Genomic DNA, 13,466 nt, shown 5'->3' with positions numbered 1-13,466 from the left:
TGATTATCCATCGTTTCTGTCACTGGTGCAGATACGGGTTGGACATGCAGCGGCGATATGGTCGCCACTGGTGCACGTTCCGAGAAGTCCTTCGGTGTGGTGCCCGCCTGACGCACGATCCGCGTCTCCACCACTGACTCAGGGAGTTGTCCATGGCCACTGCAGCCGAATGGCTAGAGGGGGCTCGTCCCCGTACCCTCCCCACCGCGATTGCTCCGGTGGTGGCGGGTACCGCGATCGCCATTGCCGACGGTGGTGCGCGGTGGGAACTGGCCACCCTGTGCCTCGTGGTGGCGTTGGGGCTCGTCGTCGGGGTGAATTTCGCCAATGATTACTCCGACGGTATTCGCGGCTCCGACGGGGAGGACCGGGTTGGTCCGCTGCGGCTGGTCGGGTCAGGAGTCGCTGAACCCTCGCACGTCGAAGCTGCTGCCTTCGCGTGCTTCGGGGTCTCGGCGGTGGCCGGACTCATCATCACCATCATGACTGGACACTGGTGGTTCATCATCGTGGGCCTGGCCTGCATCCTTGCGGCCTGGTTCTACACCGGTGGTTCACACCCCTACGGCTATGCCGGGCTGGGGGAGACCTTCGTCTTCATCTTCTTCGGGCTGGTCGCCGTCGGCGGCACGGTGTACGTCCAGGCCGATCACGTCGGCACGGCTGGCTGGGTGACGGCCTGTGTCATCGGTGCGATGGCCTGTGCGGTGCTGGTGGCCAACAATCTGCGCGACATCGACGGTGATCGCGTCAGTGGCAAGCACACCGTGGCCACCAAGCTGGGCCATCAGGGGACGCGGATCTTGTACCTCGTGCTGGTGGCCCTGGCCTGCGTCGGTGTCATCGTCGTCGCGGCCCTGTCGACCTGGTGGGTCCTTCTGGGCCTGCTCATGGTCATTCTGCTCGTCTCCCCGGTGAAGGCCTTGGCCACGAAGGCCACCGGGATGGCCCTGGTGCCGGTCCTCAAGAACACCGGGCTGGCGGAGTTGCTGTGCGCTGTGGGATTTCTGGTCGGGGCGATGCTGGATCGGCCGTTGTGACCCACTCTTGACAGGCTGTCTTAGGTTAGGTAACCTAAGCATCACACGCCGCAGCGCAGCGGGCGATCAAGAATGGAGGCTTTAGCCATGTCCGTTAATAGGAAAATAGTTGGGGGGGTCGTGGCGGCGTGTATGGGTGCCACTGTTTTGGCGGCAGCGTCGGCGCCGTCGAAGGCTGTGTTGGAAATGTATGCCGACTCGAATTTCCATGGTCTCATTGCGAAACAGACTAAGGTAGGTTACTATAACTTTAACAAAAATCAGAATGATTCTCTCAGTTCTGTAAAAAATCAGACTCCTTATGGTGCCGCATTTTGGTATGATGTAAACCAGAAGGGGCATTGCTGGGATTATAAGCCGTGGACGAATGATTCGTCGTTCTGGTGGAAAGATCATGATGAAGCCTCATCCTATGGATTGGGTCATCGGTGCTGACATCGCAACGACAAGGCCTTGAGGGGGTGGCTCACCCCCTCAAGGCCAGTGATGTCCATGTTTCCTATGTTAAGGGTGACGAGGTACTCAAAGGTGTCGATCTCGTGCTGCACACCGGTGAGCTGATACTCGTTCGCGGAGTGAGTGGTTCCGGAAAGACAACCCTGCTCAATGTGCTCTCTGGGCTCCTGTCTCCATTGCGCGGGACGGTGTGCATCAACGGAGTGGACATCACGAAAATCTCAGAATCACGACGGGACGCCATTCGTCTTCATGAAATGGGGATGGTTTTTCAGCATCATGGGCTCGTCCCCGATTTTACGTCCCGTGAGAATATTGAGCTTGTCCTGCGGGCGCGTGAAATTAAAAATTCTGCGGCCATTGCCATGGATGCTCTCAAAGAGGTGGGGGTCGCTGAATTGGCAGATCGACGCCCTGCTGAGATGTCTGGGGGTCAGGCTCAGCGGGTGGGGATCGCCCGTGCGATTGCTGGCGGTCATCGAATCGTGCTCGCCGATGAACCGACTGGCCAGCTCGACCGGGCCAATACTGACATGATCTTCAAGGTCTTGCGTCACATCGTCACCGACGGTGCTGATCGTGCAGTCCTGCTGTCCTCCCATGATCCGCGAGCCTGCGACTATGTCGACCGGGTTCTCGACATGGAGGACGGGGTTCTCGAGGAGGTATGAGATGTGGGTCGTCCACGTCACCCGGCTCGTCGTGTCGAACTGGCGGACGTGGCTTCGCGTCATTCCGCTGGCTCTGGTCGTTGTAGCTCTGACTGTCTCCAGCGGCATCACCAATGCTCGGCAACTGTCCGATGAACAGAAGAACATCGCGAGCTACGGCTCCACCAGCGGTCTCTTCTCGCTGCAGGAAGACGTGCCTCCAGGTACCCCCGTACCGATACCCCGTAATAACACGTTGCAGGCATCGGCGCCCTTTCCCCAGCTCTACAGCAATATCAACCTTGTACAGTACGATGACGTCGCCTACCAAGAGATGCCCATGGCCGGTTCGGCCACGCAAGGTCGCTATCGGCTGACCTCGGGTCGCTGGCCGGCGAAGGCCGGGGAGGTTCTGGCCACCAGTACTCTTGGCGCTGATGATGGATCGCGGTTGTCTGCCAAGGCAGGTGATCTCCACCTCACGGTCACCGGCCATGTCGAAGCCGTCTACGATCGGGCTGCGACCTTGGTTCTTGCGGCTCCAGGCACATGGCAGTCATGGCGGATTTCCCGCGATGACGCTGGACGTGCCGGTATCAGGGGCAATGGGCAAATTGGGTTCACCTCCCAGGAGCCCGGTGACGTATGCAGTCTCCTCGCCGAGACCCTGAAGCTTGCAGGTGACTGCGATACCACACAGACCCGTTCTGCCAGCGAAGCTCACGGGCTGACGCCGAAGGCATTCGTGGATCAGAACCTGGCATGGCTGGTGTTTGGCCTGCTGGGGGCAGTCGTGTCCGGCGCGGCACTGACGGCCCTACTCAGACGCATCGCATCCCCCCTTCTGGCTATCGGGGTACGCCGTCGATCGGTATCGGCCATGAGTAAGACGGTGGCCCTCCTCGTTGCAGAAACCGTCTCGCTGATGTCTGTGGCCCTGGGCCAGGCGGTGGTCGCTGCGGCGCGGTGGTACATGGCCCCCAGGGCTTCTGCTCCGTTGGGGCCTTGGCGATTCCCCACGGTCCCGTTGGTGATGGCATTGGTCATCGGGGTACTTCCTGCGGCCATGGTGAACATGGTTCCCTCCCGTCGTAAGACCGTGAAGCGGCGAGGGATCAACATGAACACGGCTCGTCGGCTGGGGTGGGCGGCTCTGGTACTGGGCTGCGCAGTGTGCCTGTGGGGTCTCCTGGGGGCTGACGCAACCTTCACCGCGGTCGCTGTGGTCGCTGGGATGTGTGCAGTGGCCGGTGGTTTGGGGGCACCCTTCGTGCTCTCTCGTCTGGTCCGGACACATCGCCCCGTAGGCCGGGCTCTTGCTGCTCATCGAGCTCTTTCCAGCCGGGGCGGGTGGCATTGCGTCTTCGCAGGTGTGGCGGCGGGTCTGGTCACCGCAACCGCTACCGGGCTTCTCATCGTTTCAGCGTTGTTCTCCCAGGCCAACGCGCAGACGAGCACCGGTATGCCCCCGGGGATGGCCTTGCTCCATGTCTCGATGGAGGGTGTGCCCGCCCTGGAGTCGGCTCAGGTCAAGCAGTTTTCCGATGCCCTGGAAGGCGCCAAAAACATCACCGTCCACCAGGTCGATGACGCCAACATCAGCGGATCATGGTGGTATTTCTCCAAGGTTGACGATGTTGCGGTCGTCACAAAGCTTGACGACGCCCAACGTGACGTCCTTGTATCAGGCGGGTACTTGACCAATGATCCCTCCAGGGCCGACCCGGCACACACCGTCGGGCTGACGGATGATCTGAGCTGGGTCAAGCGCATCTCCGTGCGTCCGAAAGCAGGAATACCACGAGGCGCTGGATCGGCGATTCTGTTCACAGGGCTGACCCCCGATCAGGATCGACTGACCAACGAGTGGGCGCAGGCGCACGGGTTGGGGGAATTTTATGTCATGGCCCCCCGAATCCTCGGTGATGTCCCGCTGCCAACGATCACCATCGTCGCGACCGTCACCTTCATCGTGTTGTCGGCCATCATGGCGGGCCTGTTGGCGAAGGAGGAGAGAGCCGCCAACAGTGATCTGGTGACCAGCCTCAAACGCATCGGATTGGGCAGGCGTTGGGTGGACCAGGTCATCCTTGTGGAGGTGGCTACCACAATGCTGGCCGCCCTGATATGCGGGGTGATCTCCTCGGTTGTCGCGGTGTGGCTCACAGGCAGGATCCTGTCGGGAGCCTTGGACCTGCTTGGGGCCGCGTGGTGGGTCTTCGGTGCGTTGGCCGCCGGGATGTTCGGTGGATCCTTGCTGGGGGCCGCCATCCATCGCCGTTACCACTTCGACATGAGAGCTACCTGATCCACGACCCCGTGACACCGCTGCGGCCCGGCCCAAAACGCGTCGGGACGATTCGCCGTTCGTGACGCGGCTGCGTCGGTGCCATCGTCGGCGCGGTCCTCATTACAGTTTGATGCCGAATCGCTCCAGCCTCTTGCGGTCGGCCTTCGAGCTGGATGCCTGCAGGGCCAACAACTCGGCGTAGATACCTCCGGAGGCGGCCAGCTCGGCCGGGGTGCCGATCTCGTCGACGCGACCGGCGTCCAGGGTGACGATCCGGTCGACGCTGGAGATCGTCGAGAGGCGGTGGGCGATGATGAGGCTGGTGCGGTCGGCCATGAGGGATTCCAGACCGGCCTGCACCCACCGCTCGGACTTGGTGTCCAGGGCTGAGGTGGCCTCGTCGAGAACGAGGATCGGGGCGTCCTTGAGCAGGGCCCTGGCAATCGAGATGCGCTGCTTCTGGCCACCGGAGAGCTTGATACCGCGCTCCCCGACGAGGGTGTCGTACTGCTGGGAGAACCGCTTGATGAAGCGGTCGGCGTAGGCGCGGTGAGCAGCGTCGCGGATCTGCGCGTCGGTGGCCTCGGTGCCGTAGGCGATGTTCTTCCGGATCGATCCGGAGAACAGTGCCGGATCCTGGAAGACCACTCCGATACGGCGTCGCAAGGCATCCGGGGTCACCTGAGAGATATCGTTGCCGGCCACCATGATGGCGCCCTCGGTGACCGGGTAGAGGCCGAGCAGCAGGTTCACCAAGGTGGACTTTCCGCCCCCGGATTCGCCCACAAGTGCCACCTTCTCGCCGGGACTGACGTCGAAGGTGACATGGTCGATGACCCGATTGGTGCCGTCGTAGCTGAAGACGGTGTCGTTGAAGGAGATCATCGGGACGCCCGGCTCGGGCTCGCGGATGGTCGTCGTGGCGGTCTGCGGTACGTGGGCCGGACGGGTCTCCATGACGGAGAAGTAGTCCTTGGACCCGGCCACGGCGCGCTGGGCGACGTCGATGATGTAACTCATCATCTGCACCGGCTGGCGAGCCATCGTCATGAGCTGGATGAGCAGGATCATGTCCCCGACGCCGAAGTATCCCTTGGCGGTTCGGACGAAGATGATGGCGTAGATACCGAAGAAGATGACGTTGAGGACCACCCTCCGCACGGTGTCCATGAGGTGCCAGTGGTTGGACTGCTGGCGGGTGGCGTCGACGGTGGCGTCGTAGTGGTTGTTGAATTGTTTCTGCTCGCTGGCCTCGGTGACGTAGGACTTGACGACGCGAATCTGCGAGACGACCTCTTGGAACCGCCCGCCGGCGGTGTCGATGTGGTGGTTGATGACGTCCTGATGGGTCTGCCAGTTGCGTGACGTCAAGGCCGTCAACCAGACGTAGATCGGGAAGACGATCGCCAACAGCAGGGCCAGCGGCCAGTAGTAGATGGCCGAAATGATGAGGACGGCGAACGTCGTCAGCAGCAGGGTGAAGAAGTTGTTCGAGAAGGCCTTGGCGAAGTCGGTGACATTGGTGATCGATCGGGTGAGCTTGGAGGTGATCGATCCGGTGAGCTCCTCGTCGAACCAGGACTGCGGCAGCTCCAGCAGCTTGCTGAAGTACCGGGTCGACAGGATCTGGCGCATCTTGGCGCTCATGATGTCGCCCAGCCATCCGTTGACGTTGGTGAGCAGGGAGTTGACGACGTCGAGGACGAGGTGACCACCGCGAGAAGCATGATGTCGCGGATGTGGTGGTCGTTGCCGCGCACGCCTGCCACGGCGAGGTCGGTGGCCCGGGCGATGACGAAGGGTACGGCCAGCTGAGTGATTGCGACGATGACAGCCGAGATGACGACCCCGAGGTAGAACTTCCACAGCTGCGAGGTGAATCGAAGGATTCGTGTCAAGGAACGCATGGGTTTCCAGATGAGCGGATAGGGATCGTCAGGGACGTGTCAACAAAACCGTATACCTTTGCCATGCCAGGATCATCTTTGCCTGACCTCATGCCGATGGCGACACCCGTCACGGCGAAACGTCGTGACCAGGCGTCCCAGGATTACTCGGAGGGCCTCTCGGCAAGCCAACGGCGAACAGCGAGGGTAGCCTTCACGTCGTCCTCGTTGTATTCCATGACTCGGGTTCTGGAGGACTCGCGGACCTGCGGATCGGGGTCATGGACGGCGAGGTCCCACCAGGTCTGGGAGTTGAGGCCACCCGGGTCCGGGTCACGCCAGGAGAACCCGGCGCCGGCGTTGGCAACGACCTTCAGACCAATCCCGTTGACCCCGAAGAAGTGCGCCTTGATGGTGGTGAAGAGGTCAACGAAACGGCCGGAGTCCAGCAGCCGACGTACCGCTTGACGAGTCTCCACGTCCTGGCAGACGTGGCCGAAATGACGCAGATGGACGATCTCGTAGTCGGAGTAGTGGACCACGATCGTCTCCGGGTGGGCCGAGAGGATCTCGTCGAGCCAGGCGATGGCGCGGGCGGCCAGTGCGTTCTCATCGTCGTCGCCCATGTCAGCGAACTCGCTGAAGGCGACGTAATAGGGCACGTCACCGGTCGTCGAGTCGAGCAGGCGTTCAGGATCACTGACCTCGAAACCCCACAGATAGACCCGGCCATCCGGAGAGGTCTCGATGTCGAAGTCGAGTTCCAGTCGGGACGAGGCCACCTCGATGGGTCCCTCATCGTTGCGCTCCAGCAGGACTCCCTGACGGATGAGGCGCGCGCGACGGGCGGCCGCCCGGAGTCGTTGTTCGGGTCGGGGACGGTGTTGAACCTCAGGCAGGTAGACCGGCAGCAGCTCGTCCAGGTCGGCGTCGGCCAGGTCGTCGACGGTGGAAACCCCGAGACGACGCAGGGTCGAGATCTCCCGGACGTCCAGGGGAGCCTTGGAGATGCGCAGGGAGAGATCGGCATCGTCGAGACGTGGCTCACAGATGGCCCACCACTGACAGGACTCGCACTCACGCACGACGATCGGGGCGACCATCGGCTCGCCGCCGGCGATGGCGTGCTCGGCCACCGACACCCGGAAGGTGTGCTCGTGGTCGTATCGGTCCAGCACGCTGCGGCGACGCCATCCCGAGGCGGACGAGCGCGAGAAGGTGCGAATGAACTTGTGGTCGAGATCGAGCCAGGAGACGGCCAAGTTGTCGTCGAGGATCCCAATCTCGTCGTGGCCGACCAGCCCCACGAGACGTCGATGGCTGGGGCACTCGTCAGGGGTGGCGACCAGGCCCAGGCCCTCGAGGAGCCTCCAGTGATGGGCGGCCTGGATGAGGGCGCGTTCCCGGCCCGCGCGGAAGGTCTGGTCCAGTGACATCCGTGCGTGGCGAGGATCCGGATCATTCAGGGGGGACACCCAGGTGAATTCCGCCAGGGTGTGGTGGCTTTCCAGCACCAGGTAGTACTTGACGATGACCGGCAAATATCCAGGCCCGCCGTCGGCACGCTTGCCGGCCAGCACCAAGGCGTTGGGGGAGCCGGTGCGGTGTTCCTGCGGGGACGACGGCAACTCAGGGCAGACGATGACGGGTGCACCGGCCTCGATGGCCCTGCGGGTGGCGACCCGGCGACCGGCCACGCTCAAGGTGACCGAGCGCAGATCGACGGCGTCCGTGACGGCTGCCAGGGCGTCACAGATGACCGTCAGGTGGGCCTCCGCCCCTGCGAAGAGCTCGTCGTCACGCGGATCGCCGACCGGTTCTGACAGGGTGGGGTCATAGGCGTTCTGGGTCTTGACCGGGCAGCTGCGAGCTGCCCAGGCGTCGAGGAGGATCGGGGAGGAGGGACCTTTCACCTCAGGCCATCTCCTTCTCGTCACTGCCCTTCCAACCACGATGCAAGGCGACGACGCCGCCACAGACATTGCGCCACGCAATGGCCTGCCAGCCGGCCTCGGCCATCATGTCTGCCAGATGAGGCTGGTCGGGCCAGGCGAGGATCGACTCGGCCAGGTAGTCATAGGCATCCCGGTTCGAGGAGGCCAGCTTGGCCATGGCCGGGATCGCCGCCAGCAGGTACTTGGTGTAGACGTGGCGGAACGGTGCCCAGGTGGGGTAGGAGAACTCGCAGATGACGACCCGGCCGCCAGGCTTGGTGACGCGCAGCATCTCGCGCAGTGCCTTTTGTGGGTCCTCGACGTTGCGCAGACCGTAGGAGATCGTCACGGCGTCGAAGGAGTTGTCGGCGTAGGGCAGGCAGGTGGCGTCCCCGGCGACGAAGTGCAGATGGGGCTGGCGCTGCTTACCCACCGCCAGCATCCCGGTGGAAATATCGGTGGGATAAACCTGCGCGCCGCGGGCGGCAAACGTAGCTGAGGAGGTGCCGGTTCCAGCCGCCAAATCGAGGATGGTCTGGCCGGGTTCCGGCTCTACCGCAGCGACGACGAGGTCGCGCCAAGTGTCGATCGCCCCGAGCGTCATGATCTGGTTCATGAGGTCATAGCGTTTCGCCACCCCGTCGAACATCGATGCGACGTCAGTGTGGTGTTTGTCCAGGGTGGCTCGGGTTGTCAACACGGGTTTTATTGTAAGGGGGGGGAGGCGACTCCCCCTTGACCCCCTCGGGCGGGTTGGGTGGTCTTGTAGCCTTGCGTGTCCCCTTGACCCCCTCGGGCAGGTTGGTCCATGAGTCAATGCCGGTTGAGGTGGGTCTTGCAAGTGCGGGAGAATGGCCAGCATGGCATCCCGCTCTACTGTCCTCATCGCTAAGGACATCTCGAAGTCTTATGGTGACCGAATCATTATTGATCACCTCTCCCTCACCGTTCATGAGGGGGAAGCCGTCGCTCTTACTGGCCGCAACGGAGCCGGTAAGTCAACGGTGTTGAGAATGCTGGTGGGAGCCGACCGCCCAAGCTCTGGAACGATCGAGGTGCTTGGTAAAAAGGTTTCCGAGACGAATCCGGAGTTTCGTCGCAACGTTGCTACGGTCATTGACGACCTTGACTTCTTCCCCGATCTGTCGGTGGTAGAACACCTCGATTTACTTGCCCGCGCTCACGGGCTGGTCGACGCGGACGCTCTCGTTGACGAGGTGCTCGAGGAAGTCCAGCTCGTCCCACAGTCCGGCCAGCTTCCCGGCACTCTCTCCTCCGGTCAGCGGCGCCGACTGGGCTTGGCAACGGCCCTCGTGCGCCCCCGCAAACTCCTCGTCTTGGACGAGCCCGAGGCCCGCCTTGACGTCGAAGGTGTCGCATGGCTTGGTAAGAGGCTGCGCGAAGAGATGAATCACGGCCTGGCAATCGTGATGGCCAGCCACGAGCCAGCCCTTGTCGAGACCCTGGGAGCCCGAACTGTCGAATTGGGAGGCCCGCGCGGATGAGTCGGCGCAACAGTAAGCACTCCAAGCCCCGCCCCAAGGCGTCCCCGTCCGAACCACAGAATGCCAGAGCTGAGGCGGCGGTCGTCCCCGACCCGGAGCTGGTCATCGCTCACCGCCCCGACGAATTCTTCGGCGGTCAGGCCGACGAACGTCAGCTCTCCCTCCTGATGGGCGACTGGCGTAAAGGCCGTACCACCCGCAATATCTGGCAGGCCATTGGCGACGCCTACGTGCTCGTCTTTTCGTTGGTCGTCGTCCTTGCCATGGTCATCAGCCTCATCGTGCAGGCCCAAGGGCAGGCCTCGGGCTGCACCTCGACGGGATGCCAGACGGCTCGCGGTCTGCTGCCGTGGGCGGCATTGTCAGGAGTGTTGGCCTTTGCCCTGGCCGCGGCCCGGGTGTTTGGGCCGGTACTTGCCTCGGCAGCTGAGGGATTCTGGCTCATGGACGCTCCGATTGACCGAGCCAAGTTTCTCGCCAAACGGCTACGAGCTGCGGTGCTCGTTTCGGTGATCGCTGGTGCCGTCCTGGGCGCCCTGGTGGCTGCCCTTACTGGGGCCGCTGGGAAGGCCGTCGTCGCCTGGACCCTGGCGAGCGCCCTGGGTGCTGCCGGAGTTGTCTCTTTTGCGGGCGCTGAACAGGGCACTGAACGTACCTGGCCAGTGAAGGCCGTCGAAGCTGTGGCTGGACTGGCTGGTCTGGCGGTACTGCTGGGGGTTATCTCGACGGCGTCGGGGTGGTATGCGGTGCCGATGTCGAGTGACACAAACCTCACTTCCGCTTGGGCGGTGGCCGGAGCTGGAGCGGTACTGCTTGTTGTCACCTTCGTGCTAGCACGACTGCGTCTGAACCGAATCCGACGCGCCCGTCTCATGGCCGGTGGCTCACTGGCCTCCGGTATGCAGGGGGCCGCCTTCGCTCTTGACTTCGCCCTCATACGCGACATTCTTCAGGAGCGAGAAGCCATCGAACGCGGCCAGGTGCGCCCCACCCGTGGACGAGGCGAGGGTTTGAGAGCCCTGGTGTGGCGCGACGTGCAGCGTGTCATGCGGTCCCCAAAGCCGCTGCTCACCCTCATCGTGACGGCCGTGGTTCCCTATGCCGTCTCCGCTCTGGGATTCGGTGCCCTGACGGTCCCTGTGTCGGCCCTGGTGCTTGTCGCGGCTTTGGTGCCTTTCTTCACCAGTCTGCGAGTGCTCACTCGTAGCAAGGGGCTGGTGCGCTGTCTACCTTTCACTACCAGCCAGGTCATTTCGGCGGCCTCGGTGGTGCCTGCCGTGGTAGCAGCGTTGTGGGCGATTGCCGTTATCCCAGCCTTCCACGGCGTCGGTTCGGCGGTATCAAGGCCGTGGGAGCAGGCCGTCATGTACGGCTTGGTGACGGCTGCTGGTGGCCTTGCTGGTGCGATTCGGTGGGTCAGTGCAAAACCAGCTGATTACTCCTCGCCGATGGTCGCAACTCAGGCTGGCGCAATGCCTCCCGGGTTGATGTTTAACCTTATTCGCGGGCTCGACATGGTTGCTCTTATCACCATCCCGTTAGTGTTGGGGTGGTCGCCATGGGTATCGGTGTTCATTGCCGTGGTGGTATTTGGATTCCTGCGGATGGGCGGTGTGAACCAGCAGGACCTGGCTGAGATGCGCGAGGAGTCGCAGCGTCAACTGGCCGAGGCCCGTCAGGACACTCGGGGCGGCAAGGCTGAGAAGAAGGTCATCGAGCGTAAGCGGCGGTAATCGTCCGGCAGGATCGACGTCAGCTATCGACGCGTCCCACCGCTTTCATATGGTGAGGCCTCAACTTACGTCAAGAAGAGGTCCCGCAGCACATCGATGCGGTGCTCTGCCTCGGCCGACAAGACGTCCGCGTCGTCGTCATGGCCGACGGGATGGCCGGAGAAGATATGGACGAGTGAAGGGTCGGTTGCGTCGATCTGACCGCCACGGCAGTCGGTGACCCACTGGCCATTGCCCAAGGAATCGACCCAGCCAGTTGGGCCGGAGACGCGGCCACGGTCGACGTGCTCAACCTCAGCCAGCACGGACAGGGCGCAATGTGGTGGCAGTCCGGTGACAAAAGCTGGCGGGCACAGCGCCTGCACGAGGGCCAGACAGGATCCTTGATCGGGGGAGTTGATACCAGTGACGTCGGTAACGAGGTAGGTTGAGGCATCGTTGTAGACACATCCCGGGCAGTCGGGAACGTGGACCGTGTCGCAGAATTGTTCGAGACGTGCGCAGGTTCGCCCAACGATCTCGTCATGATAGGCCGCCAGAGGCCCTTTGCCTTGAAGCGCAGTGAGCAGGGTCTGGTGATTGGCGTCGGTGGCGGGGGAGTGCGTCAGTACCCGGGATGTGATTAAGGACTTGCTCACCCCGACGGTGAGTTTCGACGTGGTGCCGACGGATCCCTCGACGAGATAGGTATATGCGTTGGGGAATTGGCGACGCAGAGTCTCGACGATCCATCGCGGGTCGATAGAGGAGGCAGCTTTGGCCTCGACGTCACGCATGAGGACAATCTGATCGAGTTCTCCGGGGCTCATGATGTCCTGGACAAGTCGCGCCACTTGGCGCCAACTTCGCTCGCTGACGACACCGTCACGTACCGTCACGGCCCCGGGGGGCCGGGGCACGCTTTGCTGATGGGGAGAATTGTCGGTGATGCTGTCCCAGGAGAGTTGGGTGAGCCACGAATAACCGGGCCAGCGTCCAATGATCGTTTTGGGAAGGATCATGACAGACCGTGACGATGACCGGTCTGGGTCAAACGTGAAGGATCCGAAGGCGACTGGTCCAGTGGCCTCAGCACCAGGCATCTCAGTTTCGTGCTCGAGATCATCGCACAATGCCTCCCACCAGACATCGGCGGCGGCCGGGGAATCAGTCTCGAATCGCGTGACCTCACCTAGCCCAACCATTCCGTAGTTGCGGTGCAAAAAGCACACCGAGTCGTTCGGCGTCATGTAATTTTCGAGCGGACCTGGGTCCGAGATCGAGACGGTGCGGGCACATAGGCGGGCTGAACCTGGGTCAACGATCACGGTGGCAGGATAACCGAGATGTCCACATGGGCAGCACCGTCTCATCGCTATGAGCGCCAACGGGGACGACAAACCATGCCAAACGAGGTCGTCCCCGTTGGCGCTGCCCACGCGCGTTGACTCAGTTGAGGGCGGGATCCACCATGAATGTCTTGACGCTCACCTGGGACAGACGCTCCCGGGTGCCGTTGACGTAGTGCGGGTAGGCACAGTAGCTGAGAGTCCGGTAGGTGGTGCGCTCGCTGCCGTGAAAGTTGAACGCCGCGGCGGGAGACCCAACGTGGAATGTCGCGGTGCCGAGGCCAGTACCGCCGATGAGCTTCGACTCGTCGAACGTTCCGGTCCACACCTGGTGACCCTTGTCGTCGAGAACGCGGGTCACCATGGATTCCTGATAACCATCGGCTCGCACGCATGGTGCGCCCGGCTTGACCGTGATGGTGAGAGGGCTAGATGCAGCGAACGGTCCAGTGTGCTGTGCGGAGTCGGTCACCGAGACCTGAGGACCGACTGGAAGTTGGCTCTCATCGATGGGTGTGGCAGCTCCTGGTATGCCGAGTGCAATGGACGATGCGGCTGCCAGGCTGGCAGCGATTTGGACGAACATGACGATCTCCCGATATGTCGTACGTATGGGAATTGACGAAAATCATATAGACTTTCAG

Annotated in this window: 12 protein-coding genes; 6 read left to right on the top strand and 6 right to left on the bottom strand. The window is 62.5% G+C overall.

Translation table 11 applies throughout. From position 1 onward, the window contains the following. Positions 1 to 152: 152 nt before the first annotated feature. The 4 genes from CPA42_RS10335 (at position 153) to CPA42_RS10320 (ending at position 4,454) form a co-directional block, all read left to right on the top strand. On the top strand, positions 153 to 1,040 hold the full coding sequence (locus tag CPA42_RS10335; RefSeq protein WP_002515366.1) for a 1,4-dihydroxy-2-naphthoate polyprenyltransferase: 888 nt from the start codon (positions 153 to 155) through the stop codon (positions 1,038 to 1,040). A gap of 72 nt (positions 1,041 to 1,112) precedes the next feature. After that, a complete protein-coding gene (locus CPA42_RS10330; protein ID WP_002525328.1) occupies positions 1,113 to 1,475 on the top strand; it encodes a hypothetical protein in 363 nt (120 codons plus the stop codon). Beyond that, positions 1,469 to 2,167, top strand: coding sequence for an ABC transporter ATP-binding protein (locus CPA42_RS10325; RefSeq protein ID WP_002518024.1), 699 nt, complete (start codon positions 1,469 to 1,471; stop codon positions 2,165 to 2,167). Before CPA42_RS10330 ends, CPA42_RS10325 begins: the two co-directional genes overlap by 7 nt. A 1-nt stretch (position 2,168) precedes the next feature. Then, positions 2,169 to 4,454 (top strand): ABC transporter permease family protein, encoded by a 2,286-nt coding sequence (locus tag CPA42_RS10320; RefSeq protein WP_002515392.1) that lies wholly within the window; start codon positions 2,169 to 2,171, stop codon positions 4,452 to 4,454. 102 nt (positions 4,455 to 4,556) lie between these two features. On the opposite strand, the gene CPA42_RS10315 is transcribed toward CPA42_RS10320, so the two are convergent. The 4 genes from CPA42_RS10315 to CPA42_RS10305 form a co-directional block, all read right to left on the bottom strand. Further along, positions 4,557 to 6,083 carry an ABC transporter ATP-binding protein gene (locus CPA42_RS10315; protein WP_002519585.1) on the bottom strand — a complete coding sequence of 509 codons (1,527 nt, stop codon included), beginning with the start codon at positions 6,081 to 6,083 and terminating at the stop codon, positions 4,557 to 4,559. Next, entirely contained in the window at positions 6,080 to 6,343 is a 264-nt protein-coding gene (locus CPA42_RS13285) for a hypothetical protein (RefSeq protein WP_002515427.1), read from the bottom strand. The genes CPA42_RS10315 and CPA42_RS13285 overlap by 4 nt, the downstream gene beginning before the upstream one ends. Before the next feature lie 143 nt (positions 6,344 to 6,486). After that, positions 6,487 to 8,235: a TM0106 family RecB-like putative nuclease gene (locus CPA42_RS10310; protein ID WP_002515411.1), complete on the bottom strand. Its 1,749-nt coding sequence runs from the start codon at positions 8,233 to 8,235 to the stop codon at positions 6,487 to 6,489. Between the two features lies 1 nt (position 8,236). Continuing rightward, the gene (locus tag CPA42_RS10305; protein WP_002515408.1) at positions 8,237 to 8,956 is read right to left on the bottom strand and encodes a demethylmenaquinone methyltransferase; all 720 of its coding nucleotides are present in this window, start codon (positions 8,954 to 8,956) and stop codon (positions 8,237 to 8,239) included. A gap of 151 nt (positions 8,957 to 9,107) precedes the next feature. Here CPA42_RS10305 and CPA42_RS10300 point away from each other — a divergent pair, with 151 nt between their 5' ends. Then, positions 9,108 to 9,761: an ABC transporter ATP-binding protein gene (locus CPA42_RS10300; RefSeq protein ID WP_002519588.1), complete on the top strand. Its 654-nt coding sequence runs from the start codon at positions 9,108 to 9,110 to the stop codon at positions 9,759 to 9,761. Beyond that, positions 9,758 to 11,494: a DUF6297 family protein gene (locus CPA42_RS10295; protein ID WP_002515391.1), complete on the top strand. Its 1,737-nt coding sequence runs from the start codon at positions 9,758 to 9,760 to the stop codon at positions 11,492 to 11,494. Before CPA42_RS10300 ends, CPA42_RS10295 begins: the two co-directional genes overlap by 4 nt. Positions 11,495 to 11,559: 65 nt before the next feature. Here the strand turns inward: CPA42_RS10295 and CPA42_RS10290 are convergent, their stop codons facing one another. Continuing rightward, positions 11,560 to 12,723 (bottom strand): isochorismate synthase, encoded by a 1,164-nt coding sequence (locus CPA42_RS10290; protein WP_002525330.1) that lies wholly within the window; start codon positions 12,721 to 12,723, stop codon positions 11,560 to 11,562. Positions 12,724 to 12,922: 199 nt separating this feature from the next. Further along, on the bottom strand, positions 12,923 to 13,408 hold the full coding sequence (gene roxP / locus CPA42_RS10285) for an oxygenase RoxP (protein ID WP_002515361.1): 486 nt from the start codon (positions 13,406 to 13,408) through the stop codon (positions 12,923 to 12,925). Positions 13,409 to 13,466: the final 58 nt, after the last annotated feature.

Source organism: Cutibacterium acnes (assembly GCF_003030305.1).
GTDB lineage: Bacteria > Actinomycetota > Actinomycetes > Propionibacteriales > Propionibacteriaceae > Cutibacterium > Cutibacterium acnes.
This window is presented reverse-complemented; position numbering and strand designations above follow the sequence as displayed.

What these genes read in the sequence shown, in the direction of transcription:
- CPA42_RS10335 (WP_002515366.1), top strand. Translation starts at nt 153, where the DNA reads ATGGCCACTGCAGCCGAATGGCTAGAGGGGGCTCGTCCCCGTACCCTC.
- CPA42_RS10330 (WP_002525328.1), top strand. Translation starts at nt 1,113, where the DNA reads ATGGAGGCTTTAGCCATGTCCGTTAATAGGAAAATAGTTGGGGGGGTC.
- CPA42_RS10320 (WP_002515392.1), top strand. Translation starts at nt 2,169, where the DNA reads ATGTGGGTCGTCCACGTCACCCGGCTCGTCGTGTCGAACTGGCGGACG.
- CPA42_RS10315 (WP_002519585.1), bottom strand. Translation starts at nt 6,083, where the DNA reads ATGAGCGCCAAGATGCGCCAGATCCTGTCGACCCGGTACTTCAGCAAG.
- CPA42_RS13285 (WP_002515427.1), bottom strand. Translation starts at nt 6,343, where the DNA reads ATGCGTTCCTTGACACGAATCCTTCGATTCACCTCGCAGCTGTGGAAG.
- CPA42_RS10300 (WP_002519588.1), top strand. Translation starts at nt 9,108, where the DNA reads ATGGCCAGCATGGCATCCCGCTCTACTGTCCTCATCGCTAAGGACATC.
- CPA42_RS10295 (WP_002515391.1), top strand. Translation starts at nt 9,758, where the DNA reads ATGAGTCGGCGCAACAGTAAGCACTCCAAGCCCCGCCCCAAGGCGTCC.
- CPA42_RS10290 (WP_002525330.1), bottom strand. Translation starts at nt 12,723, where the DNA reads ATGACGCCGAACGACTCGGTGTGCTTTTTGCACCGCAACTACGGAATG.
- roxP (WP_002515361.1), bottom strand. Translation starts at nt 13,408, where the DNA reads ATGTTCGTCCAAATCGCTGCCAGCCTGGCAGCCGCATCGTCCATTGCA.